Below are 23,880 nucleotides of genomic sequence, written 5' to 3'. Positions count from 1 at the left end.
GTGACAGGACATCCTTGTCCAGACACGCACGCTTCGGCATCCTGCCTTCGCCCGCGCTATTCGCGCGGCTATTACCGGCCAAGCCTGCGATGCTCGGCGCTGCCGAAGGGGCCCGACATCCAAAGCAAAGCGACTCTTGCTGTGAATGAGGAGAGAACCTCCTCAATGGCCTGAGCTGTTCTTGAGTAGAGTAAAAGTGTTGACGGCACTTTTGATCACATTAATCGCTGCATCACGGCTCATTCGCTCGCTAGCTAATGCGATGTACAAGTGGCTTTGCTTTACTGGGGTCCCTTCGACAACGCCGAGCATCACAGCACTGATCGGTTAATAGCCGCGCGAAGACGCGGGCGAGGCAGGAGCCGAGCGTGCGTGCCAGGCCGTGGATGGCCTGTCACGCACCCCGATCAATGCGAGAGTGAGCTAGGGATTTCAATGAGTGCCAGTGGCACTCATTGCCTAGCGAACGCCACGGAGTGGCCGCGGGGGAACGCTTTTTGTTCCGGCGTAGTCGCAGGGTGCCGTTTCTTTTGGTTACTTTTCTTTGGGCACGCAAAGAAAAGTCACTCGCGCCTCAGCGCGAAATACGCCATAGCAAAGAACAACAGGCCTACGCGCCTCGCGAATTAGCTTTTGCGTCGCAACAAAAACCGACAATAAGCCGGACTAAGCAACACCGCTCCCAGCATGTTGGCCGTAAACATAAACACCAACAGCAACCCCATATCCCTCTGGAATTGCAGCCCCGAGAACAACCACGCAAATACGCCGCCCGCAAGACAAATGCCGGTAAAGATCACCGCCTTCCCCGTTTGCCGCAGCGTTTCCGTGTAAGCCTCACGCAGAGGTTTCCCTTCACGCAGAACTTTGTCTTGCAGCAAGTCATAAATATAGATGCCGTAATCCACGCCAATGCCAACCGCCAAGGCGACTACAGGCAACGTTGCCACCTTGAGCCCAATACCAAGCACAGCCATCAACGCATTGGCGAAGATCGAAACCATGAACAGTGGAATGCAGATGACTAGCAGCGCAGCGAATGAGCGGTATGACGTGAGCACCAGCACGATGATGACGGCGTAGACCCAAAGGATTACGGGTAACTCTTTGCTCTCGACGACTTCATTCGTTGCAGCCATCACGCCGACGTTGCCAGTGCCGATAGCAAAGTTCACCGGACAAGCTTTTGTCTGGTCCGCTAATTTGGCTTTATCTGTTTCTATCGCAGCGAAGCCGTCGACGATGCGCTTATCTGCAGCGATCGCGTCTTCGCTCACACCATCAGCGCGTAGCTTTGCAGTGAGATGATCTTGCTGCACATGACGCTGACCTAACCCATCTCGCAAAGCCTTTTTCTCTGCGCAATAGGCCGGATTTGAATCTGGATAAGTCTTGTAGAAATCTTCTGCATTGCTTTGATTGAGGCGCTTGGCTGTGTCGATCACATGCTCAATCGTTCCCGCTTTGTGATTGGCGGTGAAGAAGAACAAGGGCATCGCGCTGCAATCAAAATTGAGTAGGCCGGTGTTGGTGGCGATGCCGCGATTCACCAAAACCAACACATTGCTATTGCGTGGCACGACGCCAAATTTGGGATTCATCTCCGACATGCCTTGGTAAGCCTGTCGCGTTGCAGATGTGAATCCGCGCGCTGAGGTCACGCCTTCGGTGTTGCGCATATGCCAGATGAATTGGTCGATCTGCTCTAGCGTTCGGTACTGCACGCAGTTGCCCGCGTCATCTTCCGCGATGATTTTCAGAATGTCGGCGCCGATGCTGTAGTTGCTGGCGATATCGGCGACGTCTTTGTTGTAAACCGAATCTGGACGCAGCTCAGGCACGCCAAGTTGTGCGTCGCCGATGATGCGGCGATCTTGCACAAACCAAGACACGGAAAGCACGATGAGCGACAAGGTGATCAATGTAATTGCTACGGGCTTTTCGGTGACGCCAGAGAGAAAGCGCCAATATTTATCGCCTGCATTAATACGTGCGATGCGCTTGCTGCGGAAGGCATCAACGTTGGTCACGCCGAGATATGACAGCCACACCGGCATCATGATTTTATTGGTGACGATGACGGCCAACATGCCGAGGCAGGCGTTAGCAGACATATCGCGAATACTGCCAATCGGCACTAATGAAATCGTCAGGAATCCTGCGACATTCGTCAGCAGTGCAATGCTGCCGGGAATGAATAATCTGCGAAAGGTTGCGAGTGAAGCATCGAAACCATTTTGGCCGCCGATAACTTGATCTGCCCAGGTATTCACATACTGCACACCGTGTGACGTCGATACTGCGAGCACAAGAAACGGCACCATGATCGCGAAGGGATCGATGCCATAACCGAACAGATGCAGCAGACCGAATTCCCAAATCACAGCAACGAGTGAACAACCGAGCGGCAACAGTGCAAGTCGCAAACTACCGAGATACCACCACAGCGCCAACATGGTGCCGATCACGGTGAGCGCGAAGAACATCATCACTTGCAGCGACGCATCGCTGACATCGCCAATAACTTTGGTGAAGCCAATGATGTGCACAGCAATCGCCGGGTTGTAGTCCGGATTCTTGACCTGTTCTACCTTCAGCTCGCGCCCACTGAAATCACGTTGAATCTGACTTTCATCCGGCAGCGTTTTGCTCGCTGCGTAATGTTTGAATGAATGCAGCCAACCCGGCGCGGAGAAACTCTCGGCCACCACTTCATTCGCTTCGAATGGCGGCGCAGCTGCTTTCAGTCGATAGAGATATTTGGTTTGGCTGGCGTAACGCCCGCGAACTCGATCTTCAAGATCGTGTGCGACTTGCACCAGATCGGTTTTCTTGCCGGTGAGCGGATCGTTCTCCACCACCTCGGTGGCGATCAGCGCGCCACTTTGATCGCGGCTGACCAGATTGCCGACCAGGCCCGCCTTGCCGACATTGCTGCGGACCAGCCCAAACATCTCCGGCGTCGGCGAGTAATTGGCGGGCACCACATCACCGGCCGCAAAGCCGCCGTCGACCACTTCGATGAAACGCACATTGCGGGTAAAGATGGACGAGGTATGCGCGCGGTCGATGCCGTGAACAAAGGTGACTTCCTCCGTCGCCTGCTTCAGGGCGGTGAGGAATTGCTCGTTATAGATGTCGCCCTTGTCCTGCTGCAACGAGATCAAAACCGTGTTGGCGCCGCCAAATTCGGCCTGATATTGGCGGAACACCTGCATATAGGGGTGGTCCAGCGGGATGGTCTTCTCGAAATCGGCATCCGGGCGGATCTGCACCGCCTGCCCGAGCAGCCCGGCCGTCACTATTAATAAGAGTGCAACACAGGCCCGGCGAGAATGGCGGCCATAGATCAGGGGCTCGATCCATCTCAGGACATCTTTTGCCGTAACCCGCATCTGTTTCCCCTTCTTTACACAAAATCGTCGGAAATCTTGTTTACACGCGCAATCGGACTTGTCTAGAATGCTAACCGACCAATCGGTCAGTCATTTCTATTTAAGCCCAATTCAACCCCCACCACCTACTCATGACCAAATCCAAACCCACAACGACTGGCGCGCTCTCGATCCTCGAGGCGGCTACGGAATTGTTCGCGCGCGATGGCTATGAGTGCGTATCAGTCGCCTCGATCGCCGATCTGGCCGGCGTCTGCAAGGCCAATATCTTCCATCACTATGCCTCGAAGGAAGTCCTCTATTTGGAGGTCATGCGGAAAGCCAGCGCCGAACACGCCGAATTGGCTGAGGCGCTACTGAAAGAAGACATCTCTTGTGTCGAAAAGCTGCACCGCCTGACCGAATACGACATCAAAACGATGATCGACAACGAATTACGCACCCGACTGATCTTGCGTGAGTTGGGCGAGCCTTGTGAAAACAGCGTCCGTCGCCTCGCGCATCAGGTTTTCCGTCGCAATTTCCAACTGGTCATCGAGCTGTTCGAGCAGGGTCAGCGCAACGGCGAGTTCCGCAATGATTTTGATCCCGCCGCCGCCGCCGTAGCTTGGTGTGGATCGAAGAACGCATTTTTCTTATGCCGCGAAGCCATGCAGGACCTCGATCTGTTCAAAGGCACCGACGCCGCGCGCGGATTCGCTGAAAAAGTTTGCAAGCTGCTGATCGACGGAATTCTGCCGGTCAACAACGTTATCTCAAGTACAGAGAAGAAAATCTCATGAAAGCCATTCAACACATCGGCCTCTCCGCACTCAGCTTAAGTTTGATCAGCTGCGCCGTCGGTCCAAATTTTAAAACACCAGAAAGCACGGCTGGCGACCGCTACACCGCGCAAGCTTTGCCTGAGAAAACGGCCTCAACCGATACCGTTGGCGGCGCAGCGCAAACATTTCAGAACGGCGCTGATATTCCTGCGCAGTGGTGGACGTTGTTTGGCTCAGACAAACTAAAAGCGCTGGTTGAACAAGCACTCAAAGCCAATCCGAATATCGAAGCCGCGCAAGCAACACTGCGCGTGGCACATGAAAACGCTTTGGCTTCAGCCAGTGGTTTGTTGCCTGCAGTTGATGGGCAGCTCGGCGCGTCTCGCCAGAAAGTCGCCAACGTACCGGGCCCCGGCACCTCGATTTACAACGTGCTCAACGCTGGCGTTAACGTCACCTACAACCTCGATGTATTCGGCGGTCAGCGCCGCGTGATTGAGTCGGCCAAAGCGCAAACCGAATACCAGCGCTTTCAGTTAGAGGCGAGCTATCTGTCGCTCTCTTCCAATGTCGTGACGACCGCGATTCGCGAAGCTTCATTGCGCGCGCAGATTGCAGCAACCGAGAAAATTGTTGAGTCGAGCAGCAAACAACTCGACGTGCTCAAGCGTCAGTTTGAACTCGGCGGCGCTGCTAAAACCGATGTGCTGACGCAACAGACGCAACTCGCACAGTTGCTCGCGACACTGCCATCGTTGCGCAAGCAGCTCGATCAAAACCGCAATCTGCTCGCAGTGTTGCTCGGACAATTGCCCAGCCAAACGATCGATGCGCAATTTGAGCTCACCGATCTGACGCTGCCAGAAACACTGCCGCTGAGTCTGCCGTCGAAACTCGTGCAGCAACGTCCTGATGTGCGCGCACAAGAAGCGTTGGTGCATCAGGCCAGCGCTGACGTCGGCATTGCAACCGCCAACATGCTGCCGCAGATCACGCTCAGCGGCAGCTACGGTCAGGCTGCACCGAACACCGGCAATCTGTTTACGGCAGGCAGCAATATTTGGAGTCTCGGCGCAGGTCTCACGCAACCGATTTTCCGTGCAGGTGAACTCACGCATCGTCGTCGCGCAGCAGTCGCCAGCTATGAGCAATCGGTAGCGCAATATCGCGCAACGGTAAACGTCGCGTTCCAGAATGTTGCTGACACGCTGACCGCATTGTCTGCCGATGCCGAAACACTCAAAGCGCAGCGCGATGCTTTCCAAGCCGCCGAAGCCAGCCATGCGATTGCGGGCAAGCAATACAGCGCCGGCTCAATCAGCTATCCAACACTGCTCACCGCTGAACGCAACTATCAGCAAGCCGTGATTGATCTAGCCCAAGCACAAGCTGCTCGCTACGCCGACACCGCTGCGCTGTTTCAAGCGCTCGGCGGCGGTTGGTGGAATCGCTCTGAAGACGACAACAGTAACAACGCAACACCTTCTGCCAGCAATGGCAGCACGACCACAGCAAAAGCCAATTGATGAATCGTATGACTACTTCCAATAACAAGCGTTCTTCCATGAAGCCTTGGGCAGTGATGTTGCTGCTTGTCCTTGCGCTCATTCTCATCATTGGCGGCATCTGGGGATTCAACACCTACAAGATGATTCAAGGCTTCAAAGCCATGGGCGTGCCCAAGCAAACCATCTCCACGACTCAGGCGGCTGAGCAGGAATGGCAGCCACAGGTGCACGCAGTCGGCACGCTGCGCGCTGTTCGCGGCGCAGACATCAGCGCTGAAGTTGCTGGCGTTGTCGAAAGCGTTCCGTTCACCTCTGGCAGCAGCATCAAGCAAGGTGAGCCTTTGCTGTCGCTGCGCTCCGGCGATGACCTCGCGCGTTTGAACTCGCTTAAAGCCAATGCGGATCTGGCAGAAGGCAACTACACGCGCGATCAGGCTTTGCTTGAAGCGCAGGCGATTAGTCAAGCGCAGCTCGACAACACCGCAGCCATTCTCAAGAGCGCCAAAGCTCAAGTGGCTGAACAGCAAGCACTGCTCAACAAGAAAAACATAACCGCTCCATTCGCCGGCACGCTCGGCGTACGCAATGTTGATGTGGGCCAGTATCTGCAGCCGGGCACCAAGATTGTGACGCTGCAAACGCTGGATCCGATCTTTGTGGACTTCTTTGTGCCTCAACAATCGCTGAGCCAGATTGCACCGGGTCAGAAAGTCGATGCCAGCAGCGACACCTTCCCTGGACTGAAATTTGAAGGCGAGATTTCTGCGATTGATGCCAAGGTTGATGCCGACACGCGCAACGTTCAGGTCCGCGCAACGATCAAGAACCCGCAGCACAAACTGCTCCCCGGCATGTATGCCAACGTCAACATTGATGCAGGCAATGGCGCGAAATATCTCACTGTGCCGCTGAACTCTGTGACGTTTAATCCTTACGGCGAAACCGTGTTTGTGCTCACCACCGCAGAGCAATACAAAGCTGAACACGACGCCAAGGCTAAAGCTGAAGGCACTGCGCCGACTCCTGATGCAGCGGGTGGTCCACCGCAGCCAGAAGGCAAGCAGTTGGTCTCCAAGCAGGTGTTCGTCTCTGTTGGCCCAACGCGTGGCGATCAGGTCGCAATTCTCAAAGGCCTCAAGGTCGGCGATGTCGTCGTGACCAGCGGTCAGCTCAAACTTCAAAACGGCACTGCTGTTGAGATCAACAACAAGGTACAGCCGCTCAATAACGCCAACCCCACAACGGTTGACGAATAAGAGACGCCATGAAATTCACTGACATATTTATTCGCAACCCGGTCCTTGCCACCGTAATCAGCTTGCTGATTCTGGTGCTGGGCCTGCGCGCGCTCGCACAGTTACCTGTGCGGCAATATCCGAAAACTGAAATCGCTACGGTTACGGTCAGCACCGCTTACTTTGGGGCGAACTCGGATGTACTCGCAGGCTTTATCACCACGCCGCTCGAAGCTGCAATCGCGCAGGCGCAGGGCATCGACTACATGACGTCGACCAGCGGCAGTGGCGTTAGCGCCATCACCGCCAATCTGCGTTTGAACTACGACTCGAACAAGGCGCTGACTGAAATCAGCACCAAGGTGAACTCCGTACTTGGGCAGTTGCCGCCACAGGCGCAGCAGCCGCAGCTCACGGTTTCCACCGGTGAAAGCACGGCGTCGATGTATCTCGGTTTTTATAGTGAGACCTTGCCGTCGAACAAAATCACCGACTACTTGATTCGTGTGGTTCAGCCAAAACTGCAAACCGTTCCCGGCGTGCAGCAAGCTGAAATTCTCGGTTCACGTCAATTCGCACTGCGTGCATGGATGGATCCGCAGAAACTTGCGGCCAACGGCCTCACTGCGCAAGACATCTACACGGCGATGGAAGCCAACAACTTCATCTCGGCCATTGGTTCGACCAAAGGCCAGATGGTGAAAGTGGATATGACCGCCGAAACCGACTTGCACACCGTTGACGAGTTCAAGAATCTGGTGGTTAAACAGAAAGGCGATTCAGTTGTACGTCTGCAAGATGTCGCTAACGTCGTGCTCGGCGCTGAAGATTATGACTTCAACGTTTCTTTCGACGGCAAACAGTCGGTCTTCATCGGCATTCGTGTTGCGCCAGATGCCAACCTGCTGACGGTGACCAAAGACGTACGCAAGATTTTCCCTGAGATCACCGAGCAGTTGCCGGCGGGTCTCACGGGCAAGATTGCCTACGACGCCACCGGTTACATCAACAGCGCTATTGATGAAGTGGTCAAGACGCTGATTGAAGCCTTGATCATCGTGACCGTTGTTATCTTCCTGTTCCTCGGCTCAATCCGTTCAGTACTGATTCCTGTCGTCGCAATTCCGTTGTCGCTGATTGGCGGATTCTTTGTGATGTTGGTGCTCGGCTATTCGGTCAATCTGCTCACGCTGCTGGCCTTGGTATTAGCCATCGGCTTGGTGGTGGATGACGCCATCATCATTGTTGAGAACGTCGATCGACACATGAAAGACGGCATGTCGCCGTTTCAAGCGTCGCTACAAGGCGCGCGAGAATTGGCGGGACCGATCATCGCGATTTCGGTGGTGTTGATTGCGGTCTATGTGCCGATCGGTTTCCAGGGCGGCCTCACGGGCGCGCTGTTCTCTGAGTTCGCATTCACACTCGCTGGCGCAGTCGCCGTATCGGCGGTAGTTGCCTTGACACTGTCGCCGATGATGGCTTCACGCTTTCTCAAGCATGAGAAAGAAGAAAGCCGCTTGGTTAAATCGATCGATCGCAATTTTGCGTGGGCACGCAATAAGTATGAGAACGGACTGCGTACCGTACTCAAAAGCTGGCCTGCTGCGGTCACCTTCGGCTTGATCGTCTTCGTCTCGGTGTTTGTGATGATCAAACACTCGAACAGCGAACTGGCACCGCAGGAAGATCAAGGCTTCTTGATCACTTACGGCTACGCCGCACCGAATGCAACCGTGCAGCAGATGGGTCTTTACGCCAAGCAAATTTATGATGTGGTTGATGGCTTGCCTGAGCGCGACAAGATCTTCCAGCTAACCGGTATTCAAGGACCGAACACCGCATTGACCGGCGTTATTCTCAAGCCTTGGGCCGAACGCTCGCGCGATGCCACGGCAATCCAGAATGATATTCAAGGCAGTGTGAATAAGATTTCTGGTGCGACGATTTACGCCTCGCAGCCATCGCCACTTCCAACAGGCACGGGCGGCACCAGCACGCCGCTTGCCTTTGTGATTGGCACCACCGATCCGTTTATCAATCTGGAAGAAGTCTCTTCACGCATGTTGGCTAAAGCACAGGCGAGCGGAAAGTTCTTCTTCATCGACACCGACCTCAAGCTGAACAAGCCGCAGGTCACGGTGAAAGTGGATCGCGACAAAGCAGCAACGATGGGCATGAGCATGCGCGATGTCGGCTCGGCGCTCGGTGCATTGCTGGGTGGCGGCTATGTGAACTACTTCAGTATCTCGGGCCGCTCATACAAAGTGATTCCGCAGATTCAGCAAGGCAGTCGTCTCAATGCCGAACAGCTCAACAACTATTACATTCGTGCTGGCAACGGCGCGATGGTTCCTGCCTCGACTGTTGCAACGCTGAAGACTGAAACGATTCCAACCCGTATCAGCCACTTCCAGCAGCTCAACTCTTCGACGTTTGCAGGCGTGCCGATGGGCACGATGGGCGATGCGCTGACGTATATGCGACAACTGGCCAAAGAGAATTTGCCGAGTGGGTACAGTGTCGATTACGCAGGTCAATCGCGTCAGTACATGCAGGAGTCGAGTGGTTTTGGTCTGACGTTCGCGTTCGCCGTGATCATTATCTTCCTGACCTTGGCGGCTCAGTTTGAGAGCTTCCGAGATCCGCTGATTGTGATGTCGTCCGTCGTCATGGCCATTTTCGGCGCGATGATCTTCATTTTCCTCGGTGTGAAAAACGCGACGCTCAACATCTATACGGAGGTTGGACTGGTCACGCTGATGGGCCTGATCGCCAAGCACGGCATCCTGATTGTGCAGTTTGCGAATGACGAGCAAAAAGCAGGTCACAGCAAATTTGAAGCAATTCTCAGCGCTGCCGGCACACGTTTACGCCCAATCTTGATGACGACGGCGTCGATGGTTCTCGGTGTTGTACCGCTCGTGATCGCGACCGGTGCAGGCGCTGCAGGCCGTAATCACATGGGTCTTGTGATTGCCACCGGTCTTTCCATCGGCACCCTGTTCACCCTGTTTGTGGTGCCAGCGATGTATCTGTTTATGGCAGCTGACCACAGCAAGAAATTGCCAGCGGATCAGCGCTTGGTGCAAGAACACACCTAAGCCAAGGTAAATAAGCTGTAAATCCAAGGCCTGTCTGCCAACGCAGACAGGCCTTTCTTTATGTACAGGATGTACGGTACCTCCGCGGCGGCAGGGTGAGGGCATGGATGCCCGAAGTAGAGCAACGCAGGAGCAGTTGCCGGATGCCGAGGAGCGGAGGCCTCGCCTTCGCAGCCCCAAACCCACAGACCCGAACTGATACAATCGCGGCTCACATAACCTGTCACCCACTCACCGAAGCGGTTGGTTTAAACGCTAGGCAGATGCATCCGCCCATGGGACAGAACCCCCTCATCAGCAAACTCCGTCAACTGATCTTCGGCAAAAAGCTGGATCCGTTAGACCCCAACACGCGCAAACACATTGTGTTGGTCGCGTTTCTGGCGTGGATTGGTTTGGGCGCAGACGGACTTTCCTCTGCTTGTTACGGCCCTGAAGAAGCGTTTCTTGCCCTCGGCGAACACACCCATTTGGGTTTGTATCTCGCACTGACGACGGCGATCACCGTGTTCATCATCTCGCTGGCTTACAACCAGGTGATTGAGCTGTTCCCGTCCGGTGGCGGTGGGTATAAAGCAGCGACCAAATTGATCGGTCCTTACGCGGGATTGGTTTCCGGCTCGGCGCTGATTGTCGATTACGTCTTAACCATCACAATCTCCATTGCGGCAGGCATGGATGCGCTGTTCAGCCTACTCGCCCACAGCGCGCAGACGTACAAGCTGTTCGCAGAATTTGGCGTGCTGGGTTTGTTGATCGTGCTCAATTTGCGCGGCATGAAAGAATCGATCGTTGTGCTGGTGCCGATCTTCCTCGGCTTTTTTGTCACACACGTCGGCCTGATTCTTTACGGCATTTACGCGCACGCTGATGCCTTGGCGACCTTGGTTCCAGAAACCATCGCCAAGACACAAGAGCTCACGCACAACACCAGTTGGATTTTTGTCACTGCACTTTTCTTGCGTGCTTACTCTCTCGGCGGTGGAACTTACACCGGCATTGAAGCAGTCTCCAACAACATCAACATGCTCAGCGAGCCGCGTGTGCGCACCGGCCACTGGACGATGTTCTATATGGCCACCTCACTGGCCTTCACCGCTGGCGGCATCATCCTGTTGTACATGCTGTGGGGCGCGGAACATGTGCCGGGACAAACGCTCAATGCAGTGACCTTCCGCGCCATCATTGAAGATCTCAATTGGGGCGGCGAGCACTTCAACACTACGGCGCTGGTCGTTGTGCTCGTACTCGAAGCAGGCCTACTTGTTGTCGCTGCCAACACCGGCTTTCTCGGCGGTCCCGTCGTGATGGCGAATATGGCGGCGGATCGTTGGATGCCGCGTCAGTTCCGTCAGCTTTCCAGTCGTTTGGTCACACAGAACGGCGTGTTGTTGATGGGCATTGCGGCATTGCTGACATTGGCGGGGACGCGCGGAAAAGTTTCGCTGCTGGTGGTGCTGTACAGCATCAACGTATTCCTGACGTTCTCGCTATCACTGTTCGGCCTGTGTCGACATTGGCTGGAGCAGCGTCTCTACACACGTAGCTGGCGTCGCAGTTTTGCGCTGTCAGCAACAGGCTTCGGTGTGACCTTCTGTATTTTGATTGTCACCCTCGTTGAAAAATTCATGGAAGGCGGCTGGCTCACGCTGTTGATCACCGGCGCCTTGGTCGGCCTGAGCTTGTTGATTCGTCGTCATTACGACGGCACGCAGAAACAGCTCAACATGGTCGATGAATTGTTCTCGATCAAACTGACGTGGGATGACACCGCCAAGCCGCTGCCGATGGACAAGAGCGAACGCACTGCGATTTTCTTGGTCGGCAATAACCGCGGCGCAGCAATGAACATGCTGCAATGGGTGCTCAAACAATTCCCAGATCAGTTCAAGAATTTTGTTTTTGTTTCGGTGGGCGAAGTCGATAAGCACAACTTCGACGGCAACCGAACGATTCAAGCGCTACAAACGCGCATCGAAAACTCACTGAACTACTTCACCACTTATTGCACCAGCCGCGGCATGCCCTCGGCTTATTACCAAGCCTATGGTGCCGATCCGCAAGCAGAGCTCTCTCAACTGCTTTCGAAAGTGGTTAAAGAGTTTCCGAACAATGTCAGCTTTGCTAACAAGCTGGTATTCGAGCACGAAAATATTTTCACGCGCTTCTTGCACAATCAGATGCCAATCGCGATGCAGCGCAAATTGCATCTGGCCGGACACGAGATGATCGTGATCCCGATTCAGTTGCCAGATAACATTGACACGCTGCCGCAAGGTCCGCGTTATCCCATCAAGTAAGCAACATCCCGTCCCGAATTCTGTTCGAGCCTTGTATGACTGACAACGTTCTCACTACGCCGCGCCCTGTTGCACTGTCTGCTGTTCGCGAACAGGTTTACATGGTGTTTCCGAATGATCTCAACGCCAACGACACGGTGTTCGGCGGCCTGATCATGGCGCATATGGATCGTTACGCTGCAGTAGTTGCTGATCGTCATTCAGGCGGCGTTACCGTTACGGCTAGCGTTGATGCGGTGCATTTTGTTGCGCCGGCTCGCCGCGGTGATGTGCTGATCTTTAACGCCTCAATCAATCGAGCCTGGAACAGTTCGATGGAAGTCGGCGTGAAAGTCGATGCACAGAGTTATGACGGCTGTAACCGTCGTCATATTCTCAGTGCTTATCTGACTTTTGTTGCGCTGGATGCTGCAGGAAAACCGCGCCCGGTTCCACCAATCAAGGCAGAAACCCCCGACGAATTGCGCCGCTATCAAGAAGCACAATTACGCCGGGAGCAGCGCTTACGTCACGCTGAAGAAATCAAACAACTCCGCAGCAACTTCAACACTGCAGTTTGAATTGATCGCTTACAACAAAACGTAAGCCAGATAGCAGAGATACAAACCGCCGTTCAGCAACAAGGCGGCAATGCGCGGTCCAGTCGCTGTTGCGTTTAGACGCAGCCATGCCGCAGCGACGAGCGTGATCACAATGCCGGAAAGCACTTCTGGTCGCGGCGTCCAAGGGGTCACTAAAATTCCCAACGCTGGCAACAAGGTGCCTTGGAAAACCATCGCGCCGGTAATGTTGCCAAAGGCCAATGTGTCTTTGCCGCGTCGCACCCAGAGGATGCTGTTCACCTTCTCTGGCAACTCGGTCGCGATGGGAATGATCAGCAAAGAAAGTACCAGCGCTGAAATTCCTAGCGCGGTCGAAACACCTTCAATGCCATTGATAAATCCTTTGGCACCGCCGACCAGCAGCAGTACGGCGAGTATCAATTGCAGAATAATCGTGCCGAGATTTTCTTTGAATCCAAACTTGGTCAGGAAGATCGGCTCTTCGGCTTCGGTACCGTGTCCTGCATCAACCAAACTGCTGGAAGCACGAACAGTGACGACGATATAAGCGAGATACAAACCGACTAAAGATGCACTCAACGCAATACGTGCTTCGCGCATCTCTGTCGGCACATACATCGCGGCGGCAGCAATCAAGAAAGCGAACAAGAAGAAATTTAAATCTCGCACAAAGCCGCTGCGTTCTGGCGCGATGCGCCCTTTAATGCCACGCAGACGCAGCACGGAAATCGCCATCAACGCAGTCGATAGCGTTGACAACATCAACGGCGCACCGAGAATGGCGCCAACGCCGATATCGTGATTGAGCTCCATGTTCTGCGTGCCTGCATAGATCGCAATGATCGGCACGAGTGTTTCGGGCAGTGCTGTGCCTACAGCAGCGAATAACGATCCAGTGACGCCTTCTGAAATACCAAGCCGCTCACCGAGATGCTCCAGCGCATTGGTGAAAATTTCTGCTGCGGCAAGAATCACCAGCAACATCACAACCAGTTCAACGCATAGCAAGATCATGGCGCGCTCCGGAAAAACGCGAAAGAAAAAATGCAAAAAGTGTGAGTCGACATATTGAGATACCGGGGCCGGACAGCGATTGAACCAAAGGCACGAAACCCCGCCCAGCCCGGGACAGGTCTCATGCCAATGGTCTCGCCAGACGCAATCGTAATGACTGCCGAACGCACCATGACCGAAGGTCAAGAATGTTGATGCGTTCCCTGCTCAAAACGGCAGGCGGCTACTCCCCAGTGACGCGTGCAGTTTAATCGCGCACCACAAGGAGGGCAACCGCGCTACGCAACTCAGAGATCAGCGAAACGATCCGTCGCTTCAATCAACTTCGTCATGATGCCGGCCTCGCTGGCGGCGTGCCCAGCATCAGCCACAACATGCAGCTGCGCCTCTGGCCATGCACGATGCAAATCCCAAGCAGATTTGATGGGGCACACCACGTCATAGCGTCCCTGAATAATCACAGCAGGAATGTGGCGAATTTTTTCGACGTCTTCCAGCAATTGATTCGGGCGGAAGAAGCCGTTGTTAACAAAGTAGTGGCACTCGATGCGAGCGAACGCGTCTGCAAACTCGCCTTCGCCATAACGCGCAACCATGTCTTCGTTCGGAAGCAATTTGCTCGTAGAGCCTTCCCAAATGCTCCAAGCCTTTGCCGCGGCTTTGCGTACAGCGATATCGCTACTCGTGAGTCGCTTGTAATAGGCCTGCACAAAATCACCGCGCTCTTCTTCCGGAATCGCGTTGACGTAATGCTCCCAAGCATCCGGATAAATCCAGCTGCAACCTTCTTGGTAGAACCACTTAATTTCTTCTGGGCGAATCAAAAAGATTCCGCGCAACACAAGCGCTTTGCAGCGTGTTGGATGCGTCTCTGCATACGCCAGCGCTAGCGTGGAGCCCCATGAACCGCCGAACACGATCCATTGATCAATGCCGAGCAGCTCGCGGATTTTTTCCATGTCCGCAACTAAATCCCACGTTGTGTTGTCTGTTAACTCAGCGTGTGGCGTTGATTTGCCGCAGCCACGTTGATCGAACAACACGATGCGGTACTTTTCAGGATTGAAGAAGCCGCGTTGCCAAGGTTCTGTACCGCCGCCAGGACCGCCGTGCACGAACACAATCGGCTTTCCTTGAGGATTGCCGCTCTCTTCAACATAGAGATCATGCAATTCGGAAACGCGGAGTCGATGAGTTTTGTAGGGTGCTTGCGAGGGATAGGCTTTAGCCATGTCAGCGATTTCACTGTCAGATTTTTTGGGGCGCCAAGTTTAGGCGATGATTTCTACGTCGGTCTCTACGTCTGCGTAGGCAATTGTGCCAATTGATATAAAATTGTTGCTGCGCTAGCATCTCTATTTAGAGCTGCAAAATGTTCGTGGCTCGAGGTTTGGAAGTAGATGATGTTAAAGAAATACAGTGGTTTGGGTCTTTCCGCCGTTTTAGGCCTAGGAGTTTGCACCGCCGGATTTGCGCAGCAGGATCGCGCTAACGCAAACGTAAACCCCAAGCCAGTCGCTGCGAATCCCACAGCAGACGCCAACGCAACGCCTGCTACTGCAGTAAAACCAACACCGATTTCCTCCACGCCTGCCATTGCACCGACACTCAAAACGTCGCCAGCAATCGTTCCGGCGAATTCGGCAGCGCCTAGTCCCGCCGCAAAAGCCATTGTCACCGCTCCCGATGCCGTCGCAGCGCCCGTGCCTGCCGCGCTGACGCCAACACCAGCGCTGACCTCGCCTGCAGCAGCCACAGTCAAAGCCGACATCAAAGCAGCTCCAGAAGCTGCGTTGAGCCTGCCCGAGGTAATGACGCCACCGCCCGAGACGGCGCGCCTGCCTTCAGCTTCCAAACTGGACTCGCTGGCTAAAGAATCTCAGTACTTCCCACGTTATACACAACTCAAGCCTGCGGTTGCGTTTTGGACCCAAGTTTTCGGTGATTACTCCGAAAACCAAAGCGTGATCCATTCGATGGCGTACCCACAGAAAGTTTTTGAAGTGCTGGATTTCCGCAGCGATGCTGCGCGCATGAACGCAGTAGCGCTGAACAATCTGCGCGATCTGCAAGTAAAACAAACCAAAGATCATTACGACAGCGTGCTGAAGCAAGTGCACGAGCTGCGCCACACGCCAGATCAGATGAACAGCGAGCAACGCCGCATCTTTGATTTGTACGCGGACATTCCTGATGACAACCGTTATCTCGCTGCCGTCGGCACGCTGCGCTCACAGCGCGGCCTGAAAGAACGCACGATTCAAGCGCTGGATCTCTCCAACAAATATTTGCCGGTGATGGAAGCAACCTTCCGCAGCCATGATCTGCCGATCGGCCTGACTCGTATTCCCTTGGTGGAATCGAGCTTCAACGTTGAGGCTTACTCCAAAGCTGGCGCTGCTGGACTGTGGCAATTCATTCCATCGTCAGCGCGTATTTACATGCGCCTCAACAATATCGTCGACGATCGTCGCGATCCGTGGACGTCTACTGACGCCGCTGCACGCCATCTCAAAGACGATTACAGAGTGCTAGGCGATTGGCCGCTGGCCGTCACCGCTTACAACCACGGCCGCGGCGGCATCTCGCGCGCACGCACCGCGGTCAACGGCACCACGATTGTTGATCTCATTCAACGTTACGATGGTCCGCGCTTTGGTTTTGCTTCTAAAAACTACTACGCAGAATTTCTCGCTGCGCTGGATGTCGAACGCAAATATGTACGCAGTCAGGATCGTTCACGTCAGAACGAGATGATGCGTTTTGATGTGGTGGAAACGCAGCACTACGTTCCTTACGAAACACTGCGTCGCCTCTGTGGCGCTGACGACGAAGTGTTCCGCAAACTCAATCCCGCTTATCGTCCGGAAGTGATCGAAGGCAAGATGTATGTGCCGCCCGGCCATTTGATCCGCGTGCCTTCAGGTAGCGCCAAGAATTTTGAAGTCGGCTACTCGAAGCTTTCATCGAATGAACGCTTTGACTCGCAGCGCTCGATTTATCAGTTGGTCAAAGTGAAGAACGGCGACAACATCGCCAAGATTGCCAAGCGCTATGGCGTCACCCAATCAGCGATTGCTTCGGTCAACGGTCTTGGCAAAAAACGCCATGTGCGCGTCGGCCAGATTCTGAAAGTGCCCGCCCATACCGAATCGCGTCCGGGCCCAATCACGGTCGCCGTTGGCGAATCAAAGCCACAGCAAACCCGCGCGCAGAAGCGTGCAGAGGTGGCTGAAGCCACCAAGGCGGCAAAATCGACCAAATCGGTCGCCAAAGGCAAGGCAAAAACTAAAACCGCGTCGGCAAAACTGCAGATACATAAAGTGAAATCAGGCCAGACCCTGAGCAGTATCGCCAAGCGCTACAACACCAGCGTGGCGTCCCTGCGCAAAGTGAATGATCTCGACCAAACGAGTCACATCAAGCCGGGCATGAAGCTGAAGATTCCACCGACTTGAAAACCCTCAGCCCAAAGTCACGAATTGCCCCACGCTAGCCCTTGCAAGCGCTGGCATTCCATTGACTGCGCGTGGCTTCACGGGTATGAATAAGTCTGTAAATACAAAAATGCAGCAACTCCTCGCCCCCGCGTCTTGCGTATCGAGCCACGGGAGAGTCGGTGGAGTTAGCCGCGTAAGCAGAATGTTTGGGGAGGGACCTGGGAGATGAATACGTCGGCCGTTGCGACAATCTCGTCGCGTGCCCAGTCGTGGGCGGCTCAACGCTATGGCATCGTGGTCAGCACCTGCATCCTGCTGATCGCCTATGCAGCGCTTGATGTCAGCTGGCGCGAAACGCTCAAGGCCGGTCTGGTTTTTGCCTTGGGCAGTTATCCCTTATGCCGACTGCTGCAGGGTCGAACCCAACGCATCGCCTATTTCGCATGGATCACCCTGTTCGCTGTTCACACCGGCGTCAAAGCGTTCCTCTCAAACTTCTACGGCACTGATCCCGATACGCTGATCGTCGTCGACGCGATCAGCAACACCAACAGTGAAGAGACTTTCGAATTCATACAGCAGTATGGATCGATGCTCTTGGGTCATCTGCTCGCAACGACCTTGTTGCTGGGACTGCTGGTATGGCTGCGTCCCAACACTGAAGTGCTTCAGCGACATAAGGCTGGCTGGGCGATTGGATTGCTCGTCATCTTTGTCGGCCTGCATGCCAATCCAACATTCCGCGGGGCCAATCCGATCTTCTTTTGGCCGACGCAAGCGGTGAGCTATCAGCGCTTCCACAATCAGCTTGGCCAACTACATATCAAGCGTCGGCTCGCTGAGCAAAAGCTCCCCATGTGGGCGCCGGTTTATGACGGCCCAAAACAACACACGATCGCTGTAGTGATTGGTGAAAGTACCAACCGTTGGAACTGGCAGCTATACGGCTATCCGCGCGCCACAACACCGGAGCTGATGCACGAAACGAAGGACGCGCTGGTATTCCGCGACGTGATCTCCGGCGCCGCTGGCACTGTCGGTTCGTTCCGACTGATGCTGACGCCGGCTGTGATTGGCAGCAAAGTTGATGACGAGGCCGAGCCCAGCGTTGTCATGCTCGCCAAAGCGGCTGGCTACAAAACTTTCTGGATCTCCAACCAGCACGATCGTTTCATTAATTCGCGTTATGCCGAAGAAGCCGACTCGGTGAATATCACCAACACCGGCGGCGGTCGCAGCGACCGCAAACTCGACGAAGACGTTTTGCCTTACTGGGACGCAGCATTAAAAGATCCCGCTCCTCGCAAGATGATCTTCGTCCACCTGCTCGGCGCGCACGCGCACTACGACCTGCGCTCGCCTCCAGCGTTCCATCGCTTCTCCGACGTCGACGATGCAACGATGGAAAAAATGCGCAAGGACGGCCGCTCTCTGTGGGTGCGCATGATGCGCAATAGCTACGACAACGCCATCCTTTATCAGGACACCATCATCGCGCGCCTTCTGGATAGCTTTAAAGCCGATGTTGGCAATGCTTCTGGTGCTTTCCTATACACGCCCGATCATGCAGAGGAAGTGGGCCACACGCGTGACTTTGCTGGACATTCGCTCAGCGAAGCTGGCGTCACCGTGCCGTTGATTGTTTGGAAGTCGCAGCCAATGGATCCAGCCATGAAGTTCAAACTTGAGCAGCGCCCATTCCAAACCGATGTGCTCGATTGGACGCTACTGGATCTCGCACACATCGAGACGAGCAAGGATCAGCCTCAGCTTGATTTACTCGGTCCTGACTTCGTTGCACGGACACGCTACATCGGCCACAAGCCCTACGAGCCCTCGGCCTTTGCGCGCAATTTAGTGCTCTCAAGCAATGCTGAGAATCCAGGCCAAAGCAAACACGCCGATCATCATGAACGACAGCACCAGCTTCGCAATAGTGCCCAATAGCAAACCCAGCCACGTGCCAAGCCCAGAAGCAGCAGCTTGATTGATTGAGCGTTGCGCATACAACTCGCCGAGCACAGCGCCGACGAAGGGCCCGAAGATCAGCCCGGGAATTCCAAAGAACAGTCCGACTAGCGTGCCGAGAAATGCACCGGTTATCGCTTGCGGACTAGCGCCTACACGCTTGGCGCCGAAACTCGCTGCAACAAAATCCAGCAGCATGCCGATTCCACCGAGCACGGCGATCACCACCAGCGTTTTAAATCCTGCGTGCTGATATTGATCGGCATATGCGCCGAGCCAAAGACCTGCAAACACCAACGGCGGTCCAGGCAATAGCGGATAAATCGCGCCGAGCAAACCACCCAACACCAAGCCGACGGCGAGGATGACGTAGAGGATGGTTAACAACTCCACGTGCAAACTCAGCGTGGCATTGCTTTCAAAATTTCTTCAGCAAGCAATTTGTAATTGCCGTCGAAGTGATGCCCGCCCGGCAACTTCACTACACGCGCGCTTGGCGTGCTTAGTAGCTTGGGACAAATCGTGTCGTCTTCACCCGTACCGTAAATGCACAGGAACGGAATGCCGCGCATTCTGGCCACTTCAGGCAAGGTAGGTAAGCCTTCTTTGCCGTTTGAAACCCAGTTGCTCAGATGGAATTCAAACGTTGCGAATTCACTCAAGCCCATGCCAACAGCCAAGCTGACGTATTCAAGCGATGGTTTGGACAAACGCGTGACGATGAAAGGCATCACGTTCGCACCTTGCGAATAGCCAATCAGAATGACGCGCTTCTTTTTCCATTTCGATGCGTAGTAATGAATGATGCGATCCGTATCTGCGGCCGTACTTGCTGGCGTGCGCGCGGCCCAGAAGTAACGCAGTGAATCTACGCCAACTACTCTGACGCCTTTGGCTGTCAGCGCTGCAGCAACTTCTTTATCTAAGCCTGCCCAGCCACCGTCGCCAGAAATGAGAATCGCGAAGGTGTCGGTTTCCTTGCCCTGCGATGGCACTTCAACCACCGGCAAATTGCCGAGTGATGTTGGCGGTGGCGGCGGTGATGAAGCCTTATTGCTCGCAACAATGGTTTGATAATTTTCGAGGAACTTCGGCTTCCAATCTTTCTCGTGTCCGTAGTAGCGACCGACGTTAGGCAACATCACCACGCGGCCATTGGTCACCGTGCTCGTGAAAATCTGAACGGCCGATGATGGATATTTAGGATCGACCTCGCCCTGCAATACAACGAATGGCGCTTTGATTCGCTGCGTTGGATAAAGCACCGAACTCTTGACCTTGCCCTGTGCATTCTTCTGCAGTTCAAATTTAAAGCCATCGCCTTTGCACAGTGACTTCTTGAATGCCAACTCTGGGTTGAAGCTCAGCGCCATGACACCGCCAAACAGTTTGTCAGGTGCTAATCCCGCAGTACCGTAAGCGAGTGTTGCACCAACGTCATAGCCGACAATAATCGGGCGGTAGTAATCGCCGAGTTTGTAATAGGCCTGCAAGAAATGGCTGAGGTTTTCCAAATCACCAACAGGTGAAAAACAATCGCCGCCATCTTTCTTGAAATTGCGTAACAGCGCGGGTGTATCAACGGCTGCAACCAAGGCACCTTTCTCTGTCAGCGCCTTGGCCATGTTGATCACGTTGCCATTCCAGCCTGCATCTCCGGACAGAAAGATAACGAAGCTCGTCGGCGTGCCCTTGGGCTGATACATGGTGATCTTGTCGAAGCGGCCATGCGAGAGCACGTCGCGTGCTTGAGCAGAGCCGGCCACCAATACCAACAGCAATGCGATGAGTTGTTTCATTTGAAAACCACCTCTTTCATACCGCCCGCAATCAGCGAGGCCGTATCCAATAATATTCTTGGCAGCGCCAAGCCACCTGGCGATGCCAGATAACGCGGACGCCAAACCGGATCAAATTTTTCTTTGTAACGACGAAGACCATCAAAGTTGTAGAACGGTTCGCCGTAACGATGCACCAACAAGCCCAGCTTGTGCCACAGCGGTGCCAATGGATGTTTTTCCAAACCAGAGAGTGGCGCCATGCCCAGATTGAACCACTGAAAATTATTGGCGCGGCCCCACAGCATCATTTCCACAAACAGATAATCCATCACGCCGCGCGGGGCAGTGCTGCCATAACGCATCAGATCAACTGAGACTTCATTCGCGGTACGCCAGAGATTCGCAAACGCGACGATAGCGCCGTCTTTTTCTGCGACCGCAATCGGGAAGCGGCACAAATACTCAGGCTCAAAGTTGCCGACAGAAAAACCCTTCTCTGCGACAGACTTGGCGATGAGCCAATCGTCTGAAATCAAGCGCAATTGCTCGATGTGCGTTGGAACTTCTGCTGGCTGCAGAATGCGGAAGCTCAAACCATCGCGTTGCTCCGCTTTGCGTTTGGCTTGGCGCAATTCGGCGCGCTTGGAACCTTCGAGGCCAAAGTTTGCGAGTGGCACGCGGGCTTCTTCGCCGAGTTTAACGAGCGACAACCCTAAATCGAGATACAAAGGCAGTTGCGCGGCGCTGACTTCGTAGAACACCGGACGACCGCCATGCTTGTCGCACATTTCTCTAAAGCGCCAAGCCAAATTTTCGAACCGATCAGGATTGCCGACCGGATCACCGAGCGCGATCCAAGATCGATTGCCGCGCTGATACATGATGAAAGCGTCGCCCTCATCGCAGAACAAGAATTGCTTATCGCCGAGCAAAGCAAGGTTCGCCATCGTCTCGCTGCTTTTTGCCAGACAGGCACTCGCCTTTTCCAAATCTTCAGCAGAAGGCAAATCTGCGCGCGGGCGTGAAGCGCCGAGCAACTGCATCATCGCGAAAATTGATGCGATAAAGACTGCGAGCAAGGTGGCGCGCAGCATGCGTGGCGCGTCGGCTTCGAATGCGAAGTCCCACCATAGATGGTTGGCGTAGCTAACGTTCTTGTAAGCCACCACGCCTAACCAGATCGCCGCGCCCAGGACTAAGGCGACGTTGATAAACCACCACGGGGAAAACCGTTGCGCCAGCAAAGGTGCGCGTCGATAAAAGCGTGCACGTGAGGCCCACAACATTAATCCGATCACAAACAGCAGCAGCGCTTCTTCGTAATCCACACCTTTAAGAAGCTGCGCGAAAATACCGGCGACGATCAGAACTTGCGTCAACCACCACGCACCATCCAAACGGCGATAAAGACCGCGCGCGAGAATCATCAGGCCGACACCGACTGCGCTACCGGCAAGATGTGAGAGTTCAACGACGCCCAGCGGCAGCAGGTCGGCGAGCCAGTCCATGCGCTTTCCAATCGCGGGCAAGCTGCCTGAGAGCAACAACACTGCGCCTGCCAAGAACACCAACACGGACAACACTTCTGGCAGCAAAAATTCGATCCAGCGTTTGGCCACGCGGAATGGCTCTTCCAAACGCTTGCTCTGTACTTCCCACTCTCCCCACAACAACAAAGCCATGCCGAGCATGAAAGGCACGATGTAATAGATCAGGCGATAGAGCAGCACTGCGCCAAGCAATTTGTCGTTGGGCACATCAGGCAACATCAGCAACAGCACGCCTTCGAAAACACCGAGGCCGCCCGGCACATTGCTGGCCACACCTGCTGCAAGCGCCAATACATAAATGCCGACGAATGCCGGGAAGCTCAGACCAAGTTGATCCGGCAATAAAAAGTAGAGCGCGGCGGCGGCGAAACTCAAATCAATACAACTGGTGATGAGCTGCGCTGCGCTGAAATGAAACGAAGGCAATTTGAATGCTTGGCCACTGATCGTCAGCGGACGTTGCCGCACTGCAGTGATCAATAAATAAATCGCCACAACACACAACACCAAGCCGCCGAGCCAATGTGCGACGGGCAATTGGATATGCAGAACGGTCTGAGCCTGTTCGCCTTCAAGCAGCAGCGACAAACCTAATAAGGTCGACACGCCCAGCGTGAAGGTCAACGAACACAGCGCAATGACCGCAGCGATTTCCATCGCCTTGAGTCCATCAGCTGAATATTGACGCAGACGCACTGAACCGCCGGAGATCGACGACAGTCCCACGCTATGCCCAACGGCGTACGCAGTAAATGAAGTTTCGATTACCCGCCATAGCGGTAATTTTTTGCCGATGATGCGTAGCGACAGCAGGTCGTACATCGTCAACATCGCGTAACTGCCCACCGCGCATAGCGAGGCCAGCCAGATATTTTGTAATGGAGTGCGCGCTAGTTCTTCCACAACATCTGCCCACCGCAGATGCGACAAGCTGCGCTGCAGCACAAGCGCAGCCACGCTGAAAATCAGCAGCGTCACGGCCGGCATCAGCCAGGCTTTATAGCGTTGAATCAGAGCGATCATGCAGAAATGACAGGGCTACCTAAAGGTTGTCGCGAGAACGGAGCATCACGATGCAGCAAGGTTCGTATTATTTGTTTTAATTTAATATATATAATATAACTGGTAAATAATAACAAACAGCCACAAGCGGCAAGTGTTCCCATGCGGGTAATTCATTTTCGCATCTTTCTACTAAGGTATTCGGAGAAGCGACAAATCCCCTACACTCCAGCCGTACCTTAATCGTGCCCTTATT

Annotated in this window: 14 protein-coding genes and 1 riboswitch; of the genes, 8 read left to right on the top strand and 6 right to left on the bottom strand. The window is 54.4% G+C overall.

Translation table 11 applies throughout. The features are described 5' to 3' along the window. Positions 1 to 626 precede the first annotated feature (626 nt). Complete coding sequence (locus CJD38_RS09505) at positions 627 to 3,302, bottom strand: efflux RND transporter permease subunit (RefSeq protein ID WP_240783582.1); 2,676 nt, start codon at positions 3,300 to 3,302, stop codon at positions 627 to 629. 224 nt (positions 3,303 to 3,526) lie between these two features. Between CJD38_RS09505 and CJD38_RS09500 the strand changes: the two genes are divergently transcribed. The 6 genes from CJD38_RS09500 (at position 3,527) to CJD38_RS09475 (ending at position 12,866) form a co-directional block, all read left to right on the top strand. Beyond that, complete coding sequence (locus CJD38_RS09500) at positions 3,527 to 4,177, top strand: TetR/AcrR family transcriptional regulator (RefSeq protein WP_107940093.1); 651 nt, start codon at positions 3,527 to 3,529, stop codon at positions 4,175 to 4,177. After that, a complete protein-coding gene (locus CJD38_RS09495) occupies positions 4,174 to 5,685 on the top strand; it encodes an efflux transporter outer membrane subunit (protein ID WP_107940092.1) in 1,512 nt (503 codons plus the stop codon). Before CJD38_RS09500 ends, CJD38_RS09495 begins: the two co-directional genes overlap by 4 nt. Before the next feature lie 8 nt (positions 5,686 to 5,693). Further along, a complete protein-coding gene (locus CJD38_RS09490; RefSeq protein WP_107940354.1) occupies positions 5,694 to 6,923 on the top strand; it encodes an efflux RND transporter periplasmic adaptor subunit in 1,230 nt (409 codons plus the stop codon). A gap of 8 nt (positions 6,924 to 6,931) precedes the next feature. Then, positions 6,932 to 10,006 (top strand): efflux RND transporter permease subunit, encoded by a 3,075-nt coding sequence (locus tag CJD38_RS09485; protein ID WP_107940091.1) that lies wholly within the window; start codon positions 6,932 to 6,934, stop codon positions 10,004 to 10,006. Between the two features lie 275 nt (positions 10,007 to 10,281). Further along, positions 10,282 to 12,306: an APC family permease gene (locus CJD38_RS09480; protein WP_107940090.1), complete on the top strand. Its 2,025-nt coding sequence runs from the start codon at positions 10,282 to 10,284 to the stop codon at positions 12,304 to 12,306. A gap of 35 nt (positions 12,307 to 12,341) precedes the next feature. Next, on the top strand, positions 12,342 to 12,866 hold the full coding sequence (locus tag CJD38_RS09475; protein ID WP_107940089.1) for an acyl-CoA thioesterase: 525 nt from the start codon (positions 12,342 to 12,344) through the stop codon (positions 12,864 to 12,866). A gap of 9 nt (positions 12,867 to 12,875) precedes the next feature. On the opposite strand, the gene CJD38_RS09470 is transcribed toward CJD38_RS09475, so the two are convergent. Together CJD38_RS09470 and pip are read right to left on the bottom strand one after the other, a co-directional pair. Further along, complete coding sequence (locus tag CJD38_RS09470) at positions 12,876 to 13,883, bottom strand: sodium:calcium antiporter (protein WP_107940088.1); 1,008 nt, start codon at positions 13,881 to 13,883, stop codon at positions 12,876 to 12,878. A 70-nt stretch (positions 13,884 to 13,953) separates the two neighbouring features. Then, a riboswitch (yybP-ykoY riboswitch) is annotated at positions 13,954 to 14,127 on the bottom strand. Positions 14,128 to 14,170: 43 nt separating this feature from the next. Next, on the bottom strand, positions 14,171 to 15,115 hold the full coding sequence (gene pip, locus CJD38_RS09465) for a prolyl aminopeptidase (RefSeq protein WP_107940087.1): 945 nt from the start codon (positions 15,113 to 15,115) through the stop codon (positions 14,171 to 14,173). A 168-nt stretch (positions 15,116 to 15,283) separates the two neighbouring features. Between pip and CJD38_RS09460 the strand changes: the two genes are divergently transcribed. Together CJD38_RS09460 and CJD38_RS09455 are read left to right on the top strand one after the other, a co-directional pair. Beyond that, positions 15,284 to 17,341 (top strand): LysM peptidoglycan-binding domain-containing protein, encoded by a 2,058-nt coding sequence (locus CJD38_RS09460; protein ID WP_240783581.1) that lies wholly within the window; start codon positions 15,284 to 15,286, stop codon positions 17,339 to 17,341. A gap of 207 nt (positions 17,342 to 17,548) precedes the next feature. Next, complete coding sequence (locus CJD38_RS09455; RefSeq protein ID WP_107940086.1) at positions 17,549 to 19,270, top strand: phosphoethanolamine transferase; 1,722 nt, start codon at positions 17,549 to 17,551, stop codon at positions 19,268 to 19,270. On the opposite strand, the gene CJD38_RS09450 is transcribed toward CJD38_RS09455, so the two are convergent. Genes CJD38_RS09450 through mprF form a run of 3 tightly spaced genes read right to left on the bottom strand, consistent with a single transcriptional unit; the run spans position 19,187 to position 23,645 of the window. Then, entirely contained in the window at positions 19,187 to 19,684 is a 498-nt protein-coding gene (locus CJD38_RS09450; RefSeq protein WP_107940352.1) for a DUF456 domain-containing protein, read from the bottom strand. The two genes, CJD38_RS09455 and CJD38_RS09450, sit on opposite strands and share 84 nt — an antisense overlap. Positions 19,685 to 19,692: 8 nt before the next feature. Beyond that, positions 19,693 to 21,090 carry an AcvB/VirJ family lysyl-phosphatidylglycerol hydrolase gene (locus tag CJD38_RS09445; protein ID WP_107940085.1) on the bottom strand — a complete coding sequence of 466 codons (1,398 nt, stop codon included), beginning with the start codon at positions 21,088 to 21,090 and terminating at the stop codon, positions 19,693 to 19,695. Then, complete coding sequence (gene mprF, locus CJD38_RS09440; protein WP_107940084.1) at positions 21,087 to 23,645, bottom strand: bifunctional lysylphosphatidylglycerol flippase/synthetase MprF; 2,559 nt, start codon at positions 23,643 to 23,645, stop codon at positions 21,087 to 21,089. Before mprF ends, CJD38_RS09445 begins: the two co-directional genes overlap by 4 nt. Positions 23,646 to 23,880: the final 235 nt, after the last annotated feature.

This window comes from Stenotrophobium rhamnosiphilum (genome assembly GCF_003052265.1).
GTDB lineage: Bacteria > Pseudomonadota > Gammaproteobacteria > Nevskiales > Nevskiaceae > Stenotrophobium > Stenotrophobium rhamnosiphilum.
Note: the sequence above shows the minus strand (reverse complement) of the source record. Positions and strands in the feature narration are given on the sequence as shown.